The 19,590-nt window shown below is 37.1% G+C and carries 20 protein-coding genes; 16 read left to right on the top strand and 4 right to left on the bottom strand.

Annotated features, from left to right (window positions below; translation table 11 throughout):
* Positions 1 to 14: 14 nt before the first annotated feature.
* From VHP32_04160 to mazG, 4 genes are all read right to left on the bottom strand, one after another.
* Positions 15 to 1,265, bottom strand: coding sequence for an MFS transporter (locus tag VHP32_04160; protein HEX2787076.1), 1,251 nt, complete (start codon positions 1,263 to 1,265; stop codon positions 15 to 17).
* Positions 1,266 to 1,407: 142 nt separating this feature from the next.
* The gene (gene dacB / locus VHP32_04155) at positions 1,408 to 2,691 is read right to left on the bottom strand and encodes a D-alanyl-D-alanine carboxypeptidase/D-alanyl-D-alanine-endopeptidase (GenBank protein ID HEX2787075.1); all 1,284 of its coding nucleotides are present in this window, start codon (positions 2,689 to 2,691) and stop codon (positions 1,408 to 1,410) included.
* A 100-nt stretch (positions 2,692 to 2,791) separates the two neighbouring features.
* Entirely contained in the window at positions 2,792 to 3,244 is a 453-nt protein-coding gene (locus VHP32_04150; protein ID HEX2787074.1) for an NUDIX domain-containing protein, read from the bottom strand.
* Positions 3,245 to 3,514: 270 nt separating this feature from the next.
* Positions 3,515 to 4,285, bottom strand: a complete 771-nt coding sequence (mazG, locus tag VHP32_04145; protein ID HEX2787073.1) for a nucleoside triphosphate pyrophosphohydrolase — start codon at positions 4,283 to 4,285, stop codon at positions 3,515 to 3,517.
* A gap of 129 nt (positions 4,286 to 4,414) precedes the next feature.
* Between mazG and VHP32_04140 the strand changes: the two genes are divergently transcribed.
* The 16 genes from VHP32_04140 to VHP32_04065 all read left to right on the top strand — a co-directional run bounded on the left by VHP32_04140 (position 4,415) and on the right by VHP32_04065 (position 19,587).
* Entirely contained in the window at positions 4,415 to 5,287 is an 873-nt protein-coding gene (locus VHP32_04140; GenBank protein HEX2787072.1) for a site-specific DNA-methyltransferase, read from the top strand.
* Positions 5,247 to 5,993, top strand: a complete 747-nt coding sequence (locus VHP32_04135) for a PmeII family type II restriction endonuclease (protein ID HEX2787071.1) — start codon at positions 5,247 to 5,249, stop codon at positions 5,991 to 5,993. Before VHP32_04140 ends, VHP32_04135 begins: the two co-directional genes overlap by 41 nt.
* Before the next feature lie 110 nt (positions 5,994 to 6,103).
* Positions 6,104 to 7,225 carry an alanine dehydrogenase gene (ald, locus tag VHP32_04130; GenBank protein ID HEX2787070.1) on the top strand — a complete coding sequence of 374 codons (1,122 nt, stop codon included), beginning with the start codon at positions 6,104 to 6,106 and terminating at the stop codon, positions 7,223 to 7,225.
* Between the two features lie 12 nt (positions 7,226 to 7,237).
* Positions 7,238 to 7,483 (top strand): DUF4160 domain-containing protein, encoded by a 246-nt coding sequence (locus VHP32_04125; protein HEX2787069.1) that lies wholly within the window; start codon positions 7,238 to 7,240, stop codon positions 7,481 to 7,483.
* Positions 7,455 to 7,706: a DUF2442 domain-containing protein gene (locus VHP32_04120; protein ID HEX2787068.1), complete on the top strand. Its 252-nt coding sequence runs from the start codon at positions 7,455 to 7,457 to the stop codon at positions 7,704 to 7,706. The genes VHP32_04125 and VHP32_04120 overlap by 29 nt, the downstream gene beginning before the upstream one ends.
* Before the next feature lie 262 nt (positions 7,707 to 7,968).
* Positions 7,969 to 9,066, top strand: a complete 1,098-nt coding sequence (locus VHP32_04115) for a tryptophan 2,3-dioxygenase family protein (GenBank protein ID HEX2787067.1) — start codon at positions 7,969 to 7,971, stop codon at positions 9,064 to 9,066.
* An 8-nt stretch (positions 9,067 to 9,074) separates the two neighbouring features.
* A complete protein-coding gene (locus tag VHP32_04110; protein HEX2787066.1) occupies positions 9,075 to 10,022 on the top strand; it encodes a stomatin-like protein in 948 nt (315 codons plus the stop codon).
* The gene (locus VHP32_04105; protein HEX2787065.1) at positions 10,019 to 10,468 is read left to right on the top strand and encodes an NfeD family protein; all 450 of its coding nucleotides are present in this window, start codon (positions 10,019 to 10,021) and stop codon (positions 10,466 to 10,468) included. Before VHP32_04110 ends, VHP32_04105 begins: the two co-directional genes overlap by 4 nt.
* Positions 10,468 to 11,574, top strand: coding sequence for a hypothetical protein (locus VHP32_04100; protein ID HEX2787064.1), 1,107 nt, complete (start codon positions 10,468 to 10,470; stop codon positions 11,572 to 11,574). Before VHP32_04105 ends, VHP32_04100 begins: the two co-directional genes overlap by 1 nt.
* A complete protein-coding gene (locus tag VHP32_04095) occupies positions 11,574 to 12,437 on the top strand; it encodes a DNA adenine methylase (GenBank protein ID HEX2787063.1) in 864 nt (287 codons plus the stop codon). The genes VHP32_04100 and VHP32_04095 overlap by 1 nt, the downstream gene beginning before the upstream one ends.
* Positions 12,437 to 13,231, top strand: a complete 795-nt coding sequence (locus VHP32_04090) for an SDR family oxidoreductase (protein ID HEX2787062.1) — start codon at positions 12,437 to 12,439, stop codon at positions 13,229 to 13,231. Before VHP32_04095 ends, VHP32_04090 begins: the two co-directional genes overlap by 1 nt.
* Before the next feature lie 206 nt (positions 13,232 to 13,437).
* Entirely contained in the window at positions 13,438 to 13,743 is a 306-nt protein-coding gene (locus tag VHP32_04085; protein HEX2787061.1) for a DUF4286 family protein, read from the top strand.
* Positions 13,744 to 13,757: 14 nt separating this feature from the next.
* Entirely contained in the window at positions 13,758 to 15,200 is a 1,443-nt protein-coding gene (locus VHP32_04080) for an aldehyde dehydrogenase (protein ID HEX2787060.1), read from the top strand.
* Between the two features lie 102 nt (positions 15,201 to 15,302).
* Positions 15,303 to 16,265: a tartrate-resistant acid phosphatase type 5 family protein gene (locus VHP32_04075; GenBank protein ID HEX2787059.1), complete on the top strand. Its 963-nt coding sequence runs from the start codon at positions 15,303 to 15,305 to the stop codon at positions 16,263 to 16,265.
* A gap of 30 nt (positions 16,266 to 16,295) precedes the next feature.
* On the top strand, positions 16,296 to 17,426 hold the full coding sequence (locus VHP32_04070; protein HEX2787058.1) for an FAD-dependent oxidoreductase: 1,131 nt from the start codon (positions 16,296 to 16,298) through the stop codon (positions 17,424 to 17,426).
* Between the two features lie 22 nt (positions 17,427 to 17,448).
* Positions 17,449 to 19,587, top strand: coding sequence for a YCF48-related protein (locus tag VHP32_04065; protein ID HEX2787057.1), 2,139 nt, complete (start codon positions 17,449 to 17,451; stop codon positions 19,585 to 19,587).
* Positions 19,588 to 19,590 lie beyond the last annotated feature (3 nt).

Below are 19,590 nucleotides of genomic sequence, written 5' to 3'. Positions count from 1 at the left end.
TAAAAAATATTTAATCAGTAAGGAATACTTGCATCAGGAATATTTCTCAGTTTGTATAATTTACTGAAGACCGGTTTTTGAAACTTAAGAGCAGCGATATAAATTACTCCGCTTGCCAAGACCAACAAACTTACTATAATCATTATTGTCTGCAATCCCAATGATGAAATAAAAAAACCGAACAGCATCATGATGACGGAAGAAACTCCCCAGCAGAACATTGTGTTGACTCCGAGCACTCTTCCGCATTTGTCGGGGTCTGATAAAAGCTGAAGCAAAGTATTGCTCATACCCATCGTTGCTATGAAAGCAAAATCAACACCCATCGCAAAAATAAAACTTAACCATAACGTTCTTGAAAAAGCAAGTCCTATGAGAGATGCCCCTGAAACAAAAATACAAATTATTAAAAACCATAGCAAGTTTTTTGTTGACTTTCTTTTGCCGAGATAGATTCCGGAAGTAAGTCCGCCGACTGCACCCGCTATAAACAGCACTCCAAGCTGGGATGAACCTCCTCCCATAAAGGTTGAGTCTATTGCTACGAGCTGAAATGTTACGAATACAAATACCGAGCTGATTGCGGTTGCGGCAAGGATTATTCCGAGCAGGACTTTATTTTGAAATGTATAGCTTAGCCCGGTCTTTATCTGTTGGAAAACCCCTTCGGTTTTGGTTTGGTATTGCTGCTGAACTCCCTTTACACGCATAAAAGAAAAGTAAGCGATTACGTTAAAAATGAATGCGCTGAGGAACGTGCCTGCTGCGGAGAATGCAGCAATTAAAAAGCTGAATGAAGATGATGCAATAAGCTGTCCGATTTTTGCATTAGATGCGGCAGCACCCATGACTTTCGGGAATTCTTTTTCATCTGCAATCATGTCTTTTACAATTGCAATCATTGAGGGGTAATATAAAGAAAAAAATCCGCCGAGCATGAACGAGCAAATTAAAATAACAGGATAAGTAAGATTGTTTGTTATAAAAATGAAAAATACGACGAGCGCGAGGATTACAAAGATGAAATTGAAATTGATGATTATTTTTCTGCGGTTATAGCGGTCAGCGATTACACCCCCGTAAACACTGAAAAGCATAAAAGGCACGTTCTGCGCAAAGCCGATTACACCAAGCTGTGCCGATGAGTGAAACTTTGTGTAATCAATCCACACCATCGTTAGAAAAGAGAGGTAAACACTTATGAAAACGCTTATATCGGTGACGAAATAATGAAAGACATTTTTCTTTTCTAATGGAGTAAGCATAGGTAATCTTTGGTGATGTCCTAATTTAAAAAAATGGTAGGCGAAAGCTTCAGCTTTCGTTTAAACGAACCCAAAGGGTTCGGCTACATAAATATTTATTAAAATCAGGAACTCTACTTAATGGTGAAAAAATTACTTCTTGTTATTTTCTTGTGAACTGACAGATAGCTTCGCAGATAGCGTCCTGAATGTCTTTGTAATATGTATTGCTGCCTGAGAAACCGTTCATTGCTATGTAAAAAATTATAAGTTCGTTGTCACGTGAAATTGCGTAACCTGTAAGAGTGCTCACACCGTTTAATGTTCCGGTTTTGGCATGAACGTTTCTCTCAGCTTCGCCCCCAATCATTCTTTTTCTGAGTGTGCCGTCATATCCACCGATTGCAAGAGTCTGATAAAAGAAATCAAAATTTTTAACGTCGTCATACATGTATTTCAAAAGACGCATATACATATCTGACGTAACCATGTTTTGTCTTGTAAGTCCAGAACCCTCGAGGATTTCAAAGCTTCCACGGTCCTGACCCATTGAGGTAAGAAGCTCGACTACGGCTTGAGTTCCTTTTTCAAGAGAACCCGGAATTCCGCCGTGAACTGCGCCGACAACTTTGAACACAGTGATTGCAGAATGGTTATCGCTTTCTTTATTCATATATGAAAGCACGTCGAAGATTTCATGCGAAACTTCTGCGAGTTCTTTTGCCGCAGGGGGAGTAACGCCTGATGTAATATTGCCGTTAAAGACTATTCCGAGACGAACGATTTCCGATGCGAGCAAATCGGCAGCGGTTGAAGCGGGATTATAGCCGCCCTGATTTTTATCCAGATTTATAGCGCTAACATAAGGCCAGTAATTTGAGCGTGTATCACCTTTAAAATAATTTGAAAGCCCGTAATAATTATTATCTAAAAACGACTCATCGTAATATAAATTTCCTGAAACGGATTTTATTCCTTTTTCCGAAAGACGCTGCGCGAGAGTTGCTATGTCAGATGAGTTTAAATCAGGGTCGCCGAAACCTTTAAGATAAATGTTTCCTTCTATATTGCCATCGGTAACGGTGCCGTCTGTATAGACGATTGTTTTGAATTTGTAATTTGACCCGAGAAATTCAAGCGCAATTGCCGAAGTAACAAGCTTGGTGATTGAAGCGGGAATCATGCGCGATTCAGGGTTATAAGAATAAAGCATATCATATTTAGACGCGCTTACGATTTGCACCGAGACGTTGCAGTCAGCCGCCGCAACGATTTCATCTAATCTTTTTTGAAGCTCAAGAACCGGGTCGTTTGAAGGTGAAGCGAGAACGTTATTGGGATTAAAAAGAAATAAAATAAAAAACAGATATGTCATCCCTGCGAAAGCAGGGATCCAGACTTGATGTTTCTTATAGGAACTTAGTTTATTGTTGAGGAAAATTTTCATAACTCTTTACACACCCCGTCTCCAACTTCGTTGGAGCCACCCCTCTCGAGAGGGGATTTTTACTTCTTCTTGCAGGCACTCTTTACGAAGCAATAGGGATTTATTTTTTATTTAAAAATTTTTTTACAATTTCATCAGCTTTGATGATGACTTCTTCGAAGTTTTTGTATTCGGAGAGCTTCAAAGCTTCGTTCATTGTGCACCATCTGTATTCGGAAATTTCATCGTTGTCTATCGTGACTTTATCATTCTGCACTTCTGCAAAATAAAACTCATTTGTTTTTTGTATAAGTCCTTTTTTATTATCTTTGAAGTGATATTGCTGTGTGAGTAAAATATCTTCAGAGATAAGCTTTATTTCATCGCTTTTGATTCCTGTTTCTTCAAAAAGCTCACGGAGAGCCGCATCGAGTTTAGCTTCTCCTGCGTCTATGTGTCCTTTTGGGAACGTGCCCCATTTATGAGCTTTGAGGAGGAGATATTTTATCTCACTCTCATTCTTGTCGCCGAACTTCTTGAATATTATTACACCGACTGCGTTGTCTTTAAGCATTGTTTAAAAACTTCCTTCTCCAAAAATCTACACAGAGGACACAGAGAAAAAATAAAATTCACGAACAAAAAATTATTAGTTTGTCTCTATTAACTTCTTTGAATATAAAATAAATACCTTTTCTCGATATTTTTTTTTGGATTCCCGCTTTCGCTGGAATGACATTTTGTGGTACTTTATCGATTTATTTTTTTTGTTTCTCTTGGTATTTCTCTGTGAACTCTGTGTAAAGTTTTTTAAGCTTTGAGTCTTTGTGCCTTTGCGGTAAATTTATTTTGCCTTTTCCCAGATTGCGTCCATTTCCTCAAGTGTCATGTCTTCAAGCTGTTTGTTGTTAGACTTTGCGAACTCTTCTATCTTTTGAAATCTCGATGAAAACTTTTTTATCGTTCCTCTTAAAGCGTCTTCAGGATTTATTTTTAAGAAACGCGCATAGTTCACTATTGAAAACAGCAAATCGCCGAGTTCGTCTTCGATTTCTTCTTTGCTTTTATTTGCCTGAACGTTTTCCTTCAGCTCTTCAAGCTCTTCGGAGATTTTATCGAGAACGGGAGCTTCTTCTTTCCAGTCGAAGCCGACTTTCGACGCTTTCTCCTGAATTCTATATGCTTTGAAAAGCGCGGGAAGCTCGCCGGGGATTCCGTCGAGAACAGACTTTCTTCCTTCTTTTGCTTTGAGCTTTTCCCAGTTAACTTTTACTTCGTCTGAGTTTGCAACCTTCACGTCACCAAAAATATGCGGGTGGCGGTCGATTAATTTTTTCTGTTCGGTTTTCATAACATCGACGAGAGTGAAGTCGCCCGTTTCCTCCGCCATTACGGAATGAAAGAGAACCTGAAGCATCACGTCACCGAGCTCTTTTTTTAGTTCGGTCATGTCGCCGGAGTCAATCGCATCGAGGACTTCATGAGTTTCTTCGAGGAGGCATCTGCGCAAGGATTTGTGAGTCTGCTCTTTATCCCAGGGACATTCCGCTCTCAGCCGGTTCATCAGCTCATAAAATTTTATGAATTCTTCAGCCAGGTCTTTTGTGTCTGCCAAAAATGTAACTTAATTGAGGTTTGAAATCTAAATATAAGCAGTTGAGGAAAAAGTATAAAGAGAGAAGTGAGGGGGAATTTACTTTATTTAAGAATTTTAAAATTCTATATACTAATGTATATTTACAATATGCAAACAGATTTATTCCTTGGAGACTCTAAAGAAGAATTAAAAAAACTTAAATCTAACTCAATTGATTTAATAGTAACGTCCCCTCCTTATACAGATCAAAGAAAGAATACCTATGGAGGTATTCATCCCGATAAATATGTAGAATGGTTTTTACCTATTTCTAAAGAGCTTTTACGTGTTTTAAAACCTACAGGAACATTTATTCTTAATATTAAAGAAAAAGTTATTGAAAGTGAACGCGCAACATATGTTTTAGAATTAATTATAGAAATGCGTAAACAGGGATGGTTATGGACAGAAGAATTTATTTGGCATAAAAAAAACAGTTATCCCGGAAAATGGCCAAATAGATTTAGAGATTCTTGGGAAAGACTTATACAGTTTAACAAAGAAAAAAGTTTTAGTATGTATCAGGAAGAAGTTATGGTTCCGATGGGAGATTGGGCTAAATCTAGATTAAAGAATCTTTCAGATACAGATAAAAAAAGGGATAACTCCAAAGTTAAGAGCGGTTTTGGAAAAAATATCTCTAATTGGGTGGAAAGAGATAAGGCATATCCTACAAATGTTTTACATCTTGCAACTGAATGTAATAACAAGAAACATAGTGCAGCTTTTCCCGAAGAATTACCTGAATGGTTTATAAAATTATTTACTAAAATAGGTGATACAGTTCTTGATCCATTTATGGGTTCAGGAACTACAATAGTCGTTGCAAATAGGATGGAAAGAAATTCCATTGGAATTGATATTGTTCCCGAATACTACGATTTAGTCAAAGAAAGGCTGTCATACTCAAAATTATCTCTGTTTAAAAACAAAAAAGAAGATGAAGACACTAAATTTGAAAGACGTATCGCGGTACGTTGAAAAAAACATAGGTGTTTTTCATCAAAAAAGAATTTCGGGTTTAAATAATCTTAAGCTTATCAAGGTTTTAAGTAAAAAGAACCCTTATCTTTTTAAAGCCAAATATATTCTTACGGCACAAGATATAATAAAAAGTTTAACAGATGCTTATATATCTTCACAAGAAGAAACAATATTTGGAGATTGGCTTGAAGGACTTGCAATATTTATAAACGAAAAAGTTTATAAGGGCAGAAAATCAGGAATACCAGGCATTGATTTAGAGTTTGATAAGGAAAAAATCAGATATATTATTACTATAAAATCAGGTCCAAATTGGGGCAATAGTAGTCAAGTAAAAAAATTAATTGAAGATTTTGATAGAGCAAAAAGAACTTTAAGAACAAGTAATTCAAAATTAAATGTAGTTGCTGTAAACGGTTGTTGTTACGGCAGAGAAAATAAATCTGATAAAGGTAGTTATTTTAAATATTGCGGTCAAAAATTTTGGCAATTTATATCTGGTGATAAGGAATTATATATAAAAATTATTAAACCTTTAGGCTTTAAAGCAAAGGAAAGAAATGATGACTTCATACAATCATATTCGCAAATGATAAATAAATTTACAAAAGAATTTGCTGATACCTTTTGTAAAAATGATGGTTCTGTTGATTGGGATAAATTTGTTCAATTTAATTCTGCTGAAATTTTACCCAAAAAGTAATTTTATATTCATTTCTTCTTCATTGAATCCCTCCTGTAAATACAGTATTTTTATGGACTTATCGAATGATTCAATTTTTATCAAAAATTAATATAAACTAATATAACTATATGAAAATAGGTGTTCCAAAAGAGATTAAAACCAACGAGAACAGAGTTGCTTTGACACCGATGGGTGCGGAGATACTTGTGAGAAACGGGCACAAAGTTTACGTCGAGCAGACAGCAGGTGTGGGAAGCGGATTTTCGGATGCGGACTACAAAAAAGTCGGCGCGACAATGCTGAAAACTCCGGATGATGTTTTCGATACTGCTGATATGATTATGAAAGTTAAAGAGCCGATTAAGCCGGAGTATAAAAGAATCAAAGCCGGGCAGACAGTGTTCACTTATTTTCACTTTGCTTCATCAAAAGAGCTTACCGAAGCAATGATGAAAAACAAATGTATCGCAATTGCATATGAGACTGTTCAGAAACCTGACGGCTCGCTTCCGCTTCTTATTCCGATGAGTGAGGTTGCTGGAAGAATGGCTCCGCAGGAAGGCGCAAAGTATCTTGAGAAAACAATGGGCGGTCGCGGTGTGCTTCTCGGCGGCGTTCCCGGAACACAGCCAGCTAATGTTGTAATTTTGGGCGGCGGTATCGTCGGAACAAACGCAGCAAAGATTGCAGCGGGATTCGGCGCAAGAGTTACCATTATGGATAATAATTTATACCGCTTGAGATATCTTGATGATGTTATGCCGAAAAACATTCAGACCATGATGAGCAGTCCTTATAATATCCGCGAAGCAATTAAGGAAGCTGATTTGGTTATCGGCGCAGTTTTGATTGCAGGCGCAAAAGCTCCGAAGCTTATCACAAAAGATATGTTGAAGCTTATGAAGCCGGGCGCTGTTGTTGTTGACGTATCGGTTGACCAGGGCGGATGTATCGAAACCTGTCATCCGACAACACACGCTAATCCGACTTATGTTGTGAACGACATTGTTCATTACTGCGTAGCGAACATGCCGGGCGCAGTGCCGTTCACTTCTACGATTGCTCTGACGAATGCAACGCTTCCTTATGCAGTTGAGCTTGCGAACAAAGGCGCGATTGCGGCGATAAAGTCAAATCAGGAGATTAAGCTCGGATTGAACATGATAAACGGAATCATTACTTACAAAGGTGTAGCAGATGCGTTTAAGTTTAAATACACACCTGTTGATGAAGTATTGAAGAGGTATTGAAACAAAAAGTAATTGCCAACTGTTTTAAAAATAAGAAGGTATAGGTTCTTCTTTTTCAGTTTAGAAAATAATGAACCTATTCATATTCATGTTGAATCAGGTGATAAATATGCTAAATTCTGGGTTGAACCTGTAGAATTGGCGAGATCATCCGGTTTTAAAGCACATGAATTAACTGAAATTAGAGATTTAGTAAAAGAACATAAAAATTTAATAATTAATAAGTGGAATGAACACTTCGGAATTAATAACGAATAAATTAAATTCACTGGCGCAAGATATTAAATTTGATGAATATATGATGCGCGTGATTTTGCTTGATGGCAGGGAATTGAGTGTTCCGTTAGAATGGTTTCCTCGCTTAAGAGATGCTAACAGCAAACAAAGAAAAAACTGGCGTCTTATAGGAAAAGGAATCGGTATTCATTGGGAAGATATTGATGAAGATATTTCAGTTGAGAGTTTGTTAAAATATAATTAATTATCTGAAAAATAAATTTGTGAAATTGAACCCCTTATAGGTTATGCTATGAGGGGATTTTTGTTTTAATACACTCCCATGTAGGACAGACATTCTGTCTGTCCCGACAGGCAAGAATGCCTGTCGTACTAATCCAAACTTCGTTTTACTTCCCAGAATGACAATAAAAGTGCTTTTTACAGTGCGTTTTTTTAACTGTTTAAATAGCTTCAATAATTTTATTTTATACAAACTAAGTGCTTCCTTAAAATTAAATGCTACCATGAAAAAAACTTATCCGCCGGTATATTATTCGGACTATTTACAACTTGAAAAACTTCTCGACAGCCAGAAAATGAAAAGCGAAGAGTATGGCGAAGCCGCACATGATGAAATGCTTTTCATAATCGTGCATCAGGCATACGAGCTCTGGTTTAAACAAATAATTTATGAGCTGGACTCCATAATTGAAATGTTTAAAAACGAGGTCATCGAAGAAAGCAATATCGGGAAGTGCATTTCCAAAATGCAGAGAATAACTTTGATTCAACGTTTATTAATCGAACAATTATCTGTTATTGAATCTATGACTCCGCTGGACTTTCTCGACTTCAGAAATTTTTTGATTCCTGCATCAGGATTTCAGAGTGTTCAATTCAGAACAATTGAAAACAAGCTCGGCTTGCGGTCTGAAACCAGAGTCACTTATAACGATAAGCAATATTATACGGTTGTTTCGGGTGAACATCAGAATGTTCTGAAGGAATCGGAGAAAGAACAGAGCTTGCTTTCGCTTGTAGATGACTGGCTTGCAAGGACACCATTTTTGAATTTAGAAGGATATGATTTCTGGAAGAGCTACAAAGGAACGGTCGAGAAACAATTGCTCGAGGATAAAGAAATTATTATGAACAATCCGAGCTTATCAGAAGAAAAAAAGAAACGTCAGCTTGAAGAGTTCGAAAAGACGATTGAGAATTTCAGAATGATTATCGATGAGAAAAAATATAATGAGCTTGTTGCACAGGGACACAGAAAAATTTCTCACAAGGCATATCTCGCGGCGTTGTTCATTAATCTTTATCGCGATGAGCCGATTTTGCATCTGCCATTCAGGTTTTTAACATACTGCGTTGAGGTCGATGAGAATTTTACGATGTGGCGATACAGACATGCGCTCATGGTTCACAGGATGATTGGCGCAAAGATCGGGACAGGCGGTTCATCCGGCTCGCATTACCTGATGCAGACGGCTGAGAAGCATAAAGTGTTTAAAGACTTTTTTGATTTATCGACTTATCTTGTTCCGCGTTCGGAAATTCCTGAGCTTGATGAGAGCTTAAAAAAACAACTGGGTTTTTATTATACATATAACAAATAATAAACATTATGGAAATCATTGCCATAGTCATTCTCGCTTTTTTTATCCTGATTTTATTTCTAAAAACTGCGCGGGTCGTTCCGCAGAAAACAGTTTTCATTGTCGAGCGTCTCGGAAAATATCACGCAACGCTCGATGCGGGATTTCATATTCTTATTCCGTTTATTGACAGAGTTGCATATAAACACTCGCTGAAAGAAATGGTAATGGACGTTCCGCCGCAGACTTGTATTACGAAAGATAACATTCAGGTTGAAGTTGACGGCGTTTTGTATTTGCAGGTTATTGACCCTGTAAAGTCGTCTTATGGAGTTAACAATTATGCGTTTGCTTCGATACAGCTTGCGCAGACGATGATGAGAAGTGAGATTGGAAAGATTGAGCTTGATAAAACTTTTGAGGAAAGAGAATCGATCAATGCGGCGATTGTAACTGCGATTGACAAAGCGTCGGAGCCGTGGGGATTGAAGGTGATTCGATATGAAATAAAAAATATTAATCCACCGCCGAGCATTAAGGATGCGATGGAAAAACAAATGAGAGCAGAGCGTGAGAAACGCGCGCTCATTGCGGAGTCAGAGGGTGATAAGCAGGCGAAGATTAACAGAGCTGAAGGTGATAAGCAGGAAGCAATTGCAAAATCCGAAGGTGAAAAACAGAGAAGAATTAACGAAGCTGAAGGACGCGGACAGGAAATCGAGAGGATTGCTTTTGCAACGGCTAAGGGTATCAGGGAAATTGCGAATGCAATCAACGAAAGAGGCGGAAGTGATGCGGTGAATTTGCGAATCGCGGAGCAGTATTTAGGTGAGTTTGGAAAGCTTGCGCAGAAAAATAACACGATGATTATTCCGAGCGATTTAAGCGATGTTGCTACTATGGTTGCAACAATCAGCAAGACGTTTACATCAATGAATCAGAAGTCAACCGAAATTCAGCAGGAGCATAAAAAATGAGCTTATTAGAAAATTATCCGCTCGTCTGGTTTATCATAGGTATTTTGTTTTTGTTTGCAGAGCTCATAATGCCGGGATTCATAATTTTCTTTTTTGGAATAGGCGCGCTTGTGACGGCGCTGCTGACGCTGGTGTTTGGCATTGAAAACGTTGCTGTGCAGATTTTGATTTTTATTGTTTCTTCAATGCTTAGCTTGGTATTTCTCAGAAATTTTTTCAGCAAGCTGTTCAAGGGGAAAGTAGATGCAAAAGGAAAAGTTAATGATGAGTTTATCGGAAGAAAAGTTATGGTTGTACGCGAGATAAAACCAAATTCTTTAAAAGGAAAAGTTGAGCTTAACGGTGCCTTGTGGGAAGCAGATTCGGAATATTTCATCGAAAAGGATGCGGTTGTTGAAGTCATCGGCAGAAAAGATTTAACGTTGATTGTAAAACCGGTAGAATAATGTCAGAGATAACGGCGTTTATCAGAGAGGTTAAATATATATCTAAGTTTAGAGAAGAACTCGAAACCTTAGATTTTAAAAAATTTAACATTAATGAAGCTCCCGGAGTTTTTTTATTAAAGGATAGTAAGACAATATTTTCTATTTCAAAATGGGTTTCACCTAAAAGAACCCGATCTTATCCTTATGAAAGAGTGTATAATTCTTTAAACGGTGGCAAGGTAATAACCATAATTCCGATAGTAAAAGATGAAGGATTTGATGGAGATAGGGATTTTCTTCAATTCGATACTGTTTCTTTAATGAGTTTATTGGATGTTTATATTATATATGCATATTATGTTGATGCAGAGAAAAACAATAGGTATGAGGGTAAATATTTAAATAAAATTACAAATCAGAAATTTGATAATAGTTTTATTAAAAAGAAAATCAAAGAAATAAAAAACTATAGAAGCTCATCATTACATTGGAATCTAAATGAATTATCTAATCCTATAACGATTAATAATGCAATAAAATCTTATTTAAATATTTCAAAGAATTTGCAAGTGAAACTGCATGATGTTAAAGGAATCGAAAAATTTAAAAATAAATTGATTGGTGAAGTTAATATTTTTAAAGAATTTTCCAGAAATAAATCTAAGGGTGCTCAAAATAGAGAATTTCTAACAACCCAACCTAAAGAAATTTTGAGTACAAAAACGAAGTCAAAGATAACTATAAAAAATTATTTAGGTGGTTTATATCATTTTACGGTTGATGAGATTGAGATTAGCAGCAATAATTTAATTCTTATAGAATCTAAGTGTAGTAAATCATTAAAAATTCCTTCTCGAGGGGATATAAGAGATGGATTATTAAAAATGATTTTATATTCCAATCTTGAAAAAGTAGAGCTAAATAATAAAAAATATAAGGCTATACCTTTGCTTGATTTAATTTCGCTCAGACTTAAAGGTAACATTAGTAATTATTCAGATAAAGCAGATATTGATAAATTCATAAGAACGAATGAATTAATGTCATATGATATTGAGTTAATAAAAACAATTTTTCTCGAAGCTCAAAAGAATAAATTTATTATAAGAGTTAGAAAAGGATAATGATAAAAAGTCCGTTAAGATATCCGGGGGGTAAGAGTAAAGCTATAAAAACTATGTTACCACTAATTCCTGATTTTGATGAATACAGAGAACCAATGTTAGGAGGTGGTTCATTGTTTTTAACTCTTAAACAACTTTTCCCTCAAAAAAAATATTGGGTAAATGATATTTATTATCAGTTGTTTAAATTTTGGGAAATGTCTCAAATTAATTTAGATAATTTAGAATGTGAGATCAATAATTTAAGAAATAAATTTAACTCAGGAAAAGAATTACACAAATATTTGATTGAAAATATTGATAAATTTAACGATATACAAACTGCAAGCGCATTTTTTGTTTTAAATAGGATTACTTTTTCAGGAACAAGTGAATCGGGAGGATACTCTCAACAAGCATTTGAAAAAAGATTTACAGAAAGCAGTGTGGAAAGAGTAAAACAATTAAATGGCTTACTTTCAAATACACTGATTACAAATTTTGATTATTTAAAAGTAATTAATACACCAGGAAAAAATGTGTTTATTTACTTAGATCCACCATATCATTCGGCAACAAAATCCGCATTATATGGGAAAAACGGTAATTTGCATAAAGATTTTGACCATGAAAAATTTGCTCAATCAATGAAAAGTTGTGAACATAAATGGTTAATTACGTATGATGATTCTGAATACATAAGAGGGCTTTTTTCTTTTGCAAAAATATATTCATGGAATTTAACTTATGGAATGCGAAATGTAAGAAACGGATCTGATAAAAAAGGAAAAGAATTATTTATATCAAATTATTTATATTCGATGCCTGAATTGAACGAACAATTTTTATTGTTTGATAAAAAGAAGAAAAAACTTTCATATTAATGAACATATCTCTAAAAAATAAAAATGCGGTGGTGTGCGGGAGCACGCAGGGAATAGGGAAAGCTATTGCGGTTGAGTTTGCAAAAAGCGGAGCAAATGTTACACTTGTTGCGCGTGATGAAAATAAATTGAAAGAAGTTTTATCGGAGCTTGAGAGTGTTAGTGAAAAAAACCAGAAGCACGGTTTTATTGTTGTGGATTTTGATAATTCGGATAAGCTGATTGAAGCGGTTGAAAAATATGCAAAGGATAATCCGAGTGTTCATATTCTTGTGAACAATACGGGCGGACCGAATCCCGGGAAAGCAATAGATGCGGAGATTGATGATTTTTTCTGCGCGTTTAACAGGCACTTGATTGCAAATCAGATTTTGGTGAGGACGTTTGCGGAGGGAATGAAAAAAGAAAAGTACGGAAGGATAATAAATATTATTTCTACTTCGGTTAAACAGCCGATACCGGGGCTTGGTGTTTCAAATACGATTCGCGGTGCGGTTGCAAGCTGGTCAAAGACGCTGGCGGGAGAGCTTGCTCCGTTTGGAATTACGGTTAATAATGTTTTGCCTGGAGCGACGAGTACGCAGAGGCTGACTTCTATTATAGAGAACAAATCGAAGAAGCTCAGCAAATCAGAAGATGATGTTAAGGAAGAAATGATGAAAGAAATTCCTGCGCAGAGATTCGGGTTGCCCGAGGAACTTGCTTATGCGGTGACGTTTCTTGCTTCGGAAAATGCGGGTTACATAAACGGAATTAATCTGCCTGTCGATGGCGGAAGAACTTTGAGCTTATAAAGTGGTGATTCTATAGTTAGAAAAATATAACTGATACAACCTCCTTGCTTTTGACAAGTGTATTCTCCCTTTGGAGAGGATTAGGAGAGGACTTATAAGACTTAAGTATTTGCAAACAATACTGGGATTCCCGCCTTCGCGGGAATGACTTCTTAATTTTGACAAGAAGTCTGTCCTACCAGGATTTAAATTTTAAAATTATATAAATGATAGTTTATAATGTTACGGTTAATATTGATGAGCCTGTAAAAGATGAGTGGCTTGAGTGGATGAAACAGGAACATATTCCCGATGTTATGAAGACGGGATTGTTTGTTGAATATAAAATTTTGCGACTGCTTCAGCCGAAACCAGATGACGGTGATACTTTTGCGATTCAGTATTTTGCAAAGAGCATGGAAGATTATGAAGCATACATAAAAGAACATGCGCCAAGACTTCAGGAAATTCACAGTAAAAAATATGAAGGCAAGTTTCATGCGTTCAGGTCAATTCTTGAAACAGCAGATTAACGAACTAACAGTTTATGGAGAAATTAAAAAATTATATCGGCGGTGAGTTAATTGCGCCCGCTAAGGGTAATTACATAGACGATTATAATCCTGCAACGGGAGAGGTGTTTACGTTGATTCCTGATTCAGATAAAGATGATGTCGAGCGGGCAATCGATGCGGCGGAGAAAATTTTTCCGTTATGGTCGCAGATGCCTGCGGAGGAACGTGCGTCGTATATGATGAGGATAGCCGATTTAATAAAACAAAAGTTTGAAAAGTTTGCTCTTGCGGAAACGATTGATACGGGAAAACCTTTGTGGCTTTCAAAGGAAGTTGACATTCCGCGCGCGGTGAAAAATTTTGAGTTCTTTGCTTCGGCGATAATTCATTTTGCAAGTGAAGCGCATGCGACGGATAACACTGCGATTAATTATACATTGAGACAGCCGCTCGGGATTGTCGGCGCGATATCGCCGTGGAACTTGCCTTTGTATTTATTGTCGTGGAAAATTGCTCCTGCGCTTGCGGCGGGCAACTGTGTTGTTGCGAAGCCGTCGGAGGTTACTCCTCTTACGGCGTTTATGCTTTCGGAAGTGTGCATCGAAGCGGGCTTGCCGAGAGGTGTATTAAACATCGTGCATGGTTACGGACATAAGGCGGGGCAGGCGATAATTTCTCATGAGAAGGTTAAGGCGGTTACGTTCACAGGCGGTACAAAAACGGGAAGAGATATTTCACGCATTGCGGCACCGATGCTGAAAAAACTTTCGCTCGAGCTTGGCGGAAAAAATCCGAATATAATTTTTGCGGACTGCAAGTATGACGAGATGCTTGAGACGACGATAAGGTCATCGTTTTCTAATCAAGGTGAAATTTGTCTGTGCGGTTCGAGAATTTTTGTCGAGAGAAGCTTGTATCCGAAATTCAAAAATGATTTTGTCGAGAGAATAAAAAATTTAAAAGTCGGTGACCCACTTTCGGAAGATACGAAAGTCGGGGCTATTGTTTCGCAGCCGCATTTTGAAAAAATATTAAGCTACATTGATCTGGCAGAAAAAGAAGGTGGAAATATTTTGTGCGGGGGAGATTCTATGGATATTGAAGGCAGATGCGGGAAGGGCTGGTTTATCGAGCCGACGGTGATTGAAGGACTGCCGCATACATGCAGAACGAATCAGGAAGAAATTTTTGGTCCGGTTGTTACATTGGTGCCGTTTGATACTGAAGAAGAAGCTTTGGAAATGGCGAACTCGACGGAGTACGGACTTGCATCTATTATATGGACGGAGAATTTATCGCGAGTGAACAGAATGACTACGCAGATAAAATCAGGAATTGTGTGGGTTAACTGCTGGATGCTGAGAGACTTGCGAACGCCGTTTGGTGGTGTGAACAGTTCGGGAGTTGGACGCGAGGGCGGACTTGAAGCGTTGAGGTTTTTTACTGAAGCAAAAAATGTTTGCATAAAATATTAGTGTTGCCGCAGAATTTTGCCACAAAGCACACAAAGAAGCACAAAGGAAAGAATAAAAACATAGACACAGAGTTCACAGAGAAAAACAAAAGGAGAAATTGTAATGAAAAAATTTAATAATTCTGTTTTTAAGTTTGCAATATTTATATTTGGTTTCTTCAATGTTTTATTCATCTACTCAAATGTAAATTCCCAAACCTCCGATAATCCGAATAAGCTTTTTGATGACGGATTAACTGTTTTGGTTTTTGGTGACTGGGGAAGAGAGGGAATAAAGATTCAGCAGGATGTTGCGAACCAGATGGGGATTTTTGCGCTGGCAAACAATGTGCAATTTCTGGTTGTTGTCGGAGATAATTTTTATGATGACGGCGTTACAGGACTCGATGACCCGCATTGGACGAGGTCGTTTGAAGCTGTTTACACCGCTCCGTCACTGCAAGTGCCTTGGTATGTTATGCTCGGAAATCATGATTACAGAGGAAACATTCACGCGCAGATTCAATATTCTGCTATCAGCAACCGATGGAAAATGCCTTCGAGATATTTTTCAAACACGGCAAAAATTAACGATACGACCGAAGCCTTGTTTGTGTTTATGGATTCGAGTCCGTTTGTGCAGTCATATTATACAAGAAAAAGCATGAAGAACGTTGTCGGTGTTGATACGCTGGCGCAGTTAAGATGGGCTGACAGTGTGCTTGCAAACTCAAATGCAAAATATAAAATCGTTGCGGCGCATCATCCTGTTTTTTCATACGGCGAGCACGGGCAGACGAAAGAGCTTATCACTCAATGGAAGCCGATGCTTGAAAGAAATAATGTTGATTTGTATTTAGCGGGGCATGAACACGACTTGCAGTATTTATATCCGCCGGACGGAAGCGTGCATTATTTTGTTTCAGGTGCGGGTTCGGAAACAAGACCGACAACATCGGGAGAATATACGAAGTTTGCAAAAGGAAAAACCGGAGGGTTTTTATTGCTGAACTTTACCGATAAGATTAAAGCTGCTTTTGTTGATCACAGCGGAAATGTTTTATATCAAACTGAGATTACAGATTAAGTTTAAAATTAATTTTAGTAATTAATCATAATGCTTTCTTTCTGGGAAAAAAATTCTTTTTTAAAGTATGATGTCATCATCATCGGCAGCGGAATACTCGGCTTATCGACCGCATGCGAAATAAAAGAAAACCATCCCGATAAATCAATTTTAATTTTAGAGCGCGGAATTTTTCCGACGGGCGCAAGCACGAAGAATGCTGGCTTTGCGTGTTTTGGAAGCTTGACGGAGATTCTTGCCGATTTCAAAACGAAAGGCGAGCAGAATACGCTTGAGCTTATAAGCAAGCGCATAAAAGGAATCGAGGCACTACGAAAGAGACTTGGTGATGAGAGAATCGGATATATTAATAATGGCGGTTATGAATTAATTGATAAGGACAATCTGGACAAGCTGAATTTCCGCGGAGGTGTGAACCTGATGCTTAAGGATATTGTCGGTGAGGATGTTTTTGAGATAAGAGATGATTTGATTTCGCAGTTCGGGTTTAATGCAAACAGGGTTAAGTCACTGGTTTATTCCAAATATGAATCACAGATTGATACGGGATTGATGATGAGCAATTTGATTTTGTATGCGCAGGAGAAGGGAATCAGGATAATAAACGGAAGTGAAGTAAAAGATTTTCACATTAAAAGTAACAAAGTTGAAGTTGCGGTATCGCATAATGTTTTGAAAGAAGATGTTGTATTTGAATGTGAGAAGCTTGTGCTATGTTGTAATGCGTTCACGGATAAGCTTTTCAAAGACATAAAAGTGACGCCGGGACGCGGACAGGTGCTTGCAACAAAGCCGATAAAGAATCTGAAGTTCAAAGGTGTGTTCCATTATGATGAGGGATTTTATTATTTCAGAGATTACAATAATAGAGTAATCTTTGGCGGCGGCAGGAACAGAGATTTCAAGAAAGAAGCGTCGCATGAGTTTGATTATAATTTTGAGATTCTCGATGACCTCAGAGAAAAGCTCGAGCATGTGATTTTGCCGTCGGAAGAGTTTGAGATAGATTATTACTGGACGGGCATAATGGGGTTTACGGAAACAAAAGAACCGGAGATACGCGACATCGAAAACAAAGTCATCGGCGCAATAAGCTGCAACGGGATGGGCATTGCGCTATCGAGCTACTTAGCAAAAGAGATTACAAGTAAATATTTTTAATTAAAAAAAACCTCGCCGGAAAATGAAAAATTTATTAATAATTTTGTTTCTGACATTAACACATAATCTCAACGCACAAACCCAATGGAGCTGGCAAACGCCCCAACCAAACGGAAATATGTTAAGAAGTGCAAGATTTTATAATCAGCAGACAGGGTATATATGCGGATTTTCTGGAACCGTATTAAAGACAACAAACGCTGGAACTAACTGGTTTAACTTAAATACCAATGCAGCTTTTTGGATGAATTCATTATATGTATTTGATAGCTTAAACGTAATTTGCTGCGGCGATACGGGCAGAATTTTGAAGACAACCGATGGTGGAATTAACTGGAAGACAATTATATCAGGTGCAGGAATATTATTATATGGAATTGATTTCGTTAATGAAAATACAGGTTATGTATGCGGTGCAGGCGGAGTTATTTTTAAGACTACTAATAAGGGAGAAAACTGGACGAACTTAAATTCGACAACAGGTGCACGTTTAAATGCCATAGATTTTGCGAACAGTAACACAGGTTATTGCGGTGGTGCAGGAATAATGTTAAAAACTACTAACGGCGGAAATAATTGGTTTAATACTAATGTGACATTCAGTTTTCCTTTTGCAATGATTCAGTCCATTTCATTATTGGATTCCAACAATATTTATGCAACAATTGTACTTGATTCAAAACTTATATATTCAAGCAACGGAGGCACCAATTGGAACTATTATGATACTCAACTGCCTCAAGTTTATAATGGCATAGATATGCCAAACTCAATTTCATTTTTAAATGTGCAGACGGGATATCTTGCAAGTGATTTTGGAAAAGTTTGTAAAACAACAAATGGCGGATTGAACTGGGTTCAGGATTCGACATTTACTTTTCCATACTCCAGACCTAATATTTTTTTTGGAGTATATGCAAACCAGAATATAGTTTACGCAGTGGGTGGCGGAGGAACGATTATAAAATCAACTAATTCGGGAAGCAGTTATTTTCTTCAAAGCGGCAGAAGAACCCGGCAGACAGATGTCTTTTTTATCAATCAGGATTTAGGATTTTCAGTCGGGTGGTCAGGTGAAATATGGAAAACTACTAACTCAGGAAACAATTGGATACAAAAAACATCTAACACAAATAGAAAATTACAATCCGTATTTTTTACAAACTCACAGACAGGATATATAGCAGGAGATACCGGCTTAATTCTGAAGACTACTAATTCAGGAGAAAATTGGTTTACTCAAACATCAGGTTCGGATAGAATGCTGATTGATATTTATTTTTTAAATCAATCAACGGGATACATTTGCGGAAATAACAATCCAATTCTTAAAACTACTAATGAGGGAAATAATTGGATAGCCATAACAAGTCCTATTGCCGGAGATTTAAACAAAATATATTTTCAGAATGAGAATACTGGGTTTTCTATTGAGGATGGTAGTTTCATGAGAACAACAAATGGCGGGATAAGCTGGAGTATAAATAATACATTTGGAGCAAAAGGTTTATGTTTCGTAAACTTAAATACAGGATATGCGGTTCGGGGCGGGGGTCAGGTATTTAAAACAACTAATAATGGACTTAACTGGTCTCAGATATCTTCACAAACAGGTTGGGTATTTTATGATGTGTATTTTGAAAATGAAATGAAAGGAATAGGTGTAGGTACTTCGAATAGTTCGAGCTATGGTTTGATTGCAAAAACTACAAACGGAGGAGTTAACTGGACCCAGATGTTTGTTACAAATAATTATTTATTTTCGGTTGATTTTGTTAACGAACAAACAGGATTTATAGTCGGTGACTGGGGAAACATACTCAAAACCACAAACGGAGGATTAACTTTTATAAATGAAAATCATAACGAAGTTATATCAGCTTATGAATTAAAACAGAATTATCCGAATCCGTTTAATCCATCAACGAATATTGAATTTAATATTCCACGTTTCGGATTTGTAAAACTATTGGTGTATGATATTACAGGAAAAGAAGTTGCTGTTTTGTTAAACAAAGAATTAAATCCCGGTGAATACAATATAGGATGGGATGCTTCTGCATTACCAAGCGGAGTTTATTTTTATACTTTGAAGGTAAACCCCGAAACAAGTTCAGGACAAGGGTTTTCTCAAACAAGAAAAATGATTTTATTAAAATAAATT

The sequence above is a fragment of the Ignavibacteria bacterium genome (genome assembly GCA_036262055.1).
Classification (GTDB): Bacteria; Bacteroidota; Ignavibacteria; order Tepidaquicellales; family Tepidaquicellaceae; genus DATAJP01.
Note: the sequence above shows the minus strand (reverse complement) of the source record. Positions and strands in the feature narration are given on the sequence as shown.

What these genes read in the sequence shown, in the direction of transcription:
- VHP32_04160 (HEX2787076.1), bottom strand. Translation starts at nt 1,265, where the DNA reads ATGCTTACTCCATTAGAAAAGAAAAATGTCTTTCATTATTTCGTCACC.
- dacB (HEX2787075.1), bottom strand. Translation starts at nt 2,691, where the DNA reads ATGAAAATTTTCCTCAACAATAAACTAAGTTCCTATAAGAAACATCAA.
- VHP32_04150 (HEX2787074.1), bottom strand. Translation starts at nt 3,244, where the DNA reads ATGCTTAAAGACAACGCAGTCGGTGTAATAATATTCAAGAAGTTCGGC.
- VHP32_04140 (HEX2787072.1), top strand. Translation starts at nt 4,415, where the DNA reads ATGCAAACAGATTTATTCCTTGGAGACTCTAAAGAAGAATTAAAAAAA.
- VHP32_04135 (HEX2787071.1), top strand. Translation starts at nt 5,247, where the DNA reads ATGAAGACACTAAATTTGAAAGACGTATCGCGGTACGTTGAAAAAAAC.
- ald (HEX2787070.1), top strand. Translation starts at nt 6,104, where the DNA reads ATGAAAATAGGTGTTCCAAAAGAGATTAAAACCAACGAGAACAGAGTT.
- VHP32_04120 (HEX2787068.1), top strand. Translation starts at nt 7,455, where the DNA reads ATGAACACTTCGGAATTAATAACGAATAAATTAAATTCACTGGCGCAA.
- VHP32_04115 (HEX2787067.1), top strand. Translation starts at nt 7,969, where the DNA reads ATGAAAAAAACTTATCCGCCGGTATATTATTCGGACTATTTACAACTT.
- VHP32_04110 (HEX2787066.1), top strand. Translation starts at nt 9,075, where the DNA reads ATGGAAATCATTGCCATAGTCATTCTCGCTTTTTTTATCCTGATTTTA.
- VHP32_04105 (HEX2787065.1), top strand. Translation starts at nt 10,019, where the DNA reads ATGAGCTTATTAGAAAATTATCCGCTCGTCTGGTTTATCATAGGTATT.
- VHP32_04100 (HEX2787064.1), top strand. Translation starts at nt 10,468, where the DNA reads ATGTCAGAGATAACGGCGTTTATCAGAGAGGTTAAATATATATCTAAG.
- VHP32_04095 (HEX2787063.1), top strand. Translation starts at nt 11,574, where the DNA reads ATGATAAAAAGTCCGTTAAGATATCCGGGGGGTAAGAGTAAAGCTATA.
- VHP32_04090 (HEX2787062.1), top strand. Translation starts at nt 12,437, where the DNA reads ATGAACATATCTCTAAAAAATAAAAATGCGGTGGTGTGCGGGAGCACG.
- VHP32_04085 (HEX2787061.1), top strand. Translation starts at nt 13,438, where the DNA reads ATGATAGTTTATAATGTTACGGTTAATATTGATGAGCCTGTAAAAGAT.
- VHP32_04080 (HEX2787060.1), top strand. Translation starts at nt 13,758, where the DNA reads ATGGAGAAATTAAAAAATTATATCGGCGGTGAGTTAATTGCGCCCGCT.
- VHP32_04075 (HEX2787059.1), top strand. Translation starts at nt 15,303, where the DNA reads ATGAAAAAATTTAATAATTCTGTTTTTAAGTTTGCAATATTTATATTT.
- VHP32_04070 (HEX2787058.1), top strand. Translation starts at nt 16,296, where the DNA reads ATGCTTTCTTTCTGGGAAAAAAATTCTTTTTTAAAGTATGATGTCATC.
- VHP32_04065 (HEX2787057.1), top strand. Translation starts at nt 17,449, where the DNA reads ATGAAAAATTTATTAATAATTTTGTTTCTGACATTAACACATAATCTC.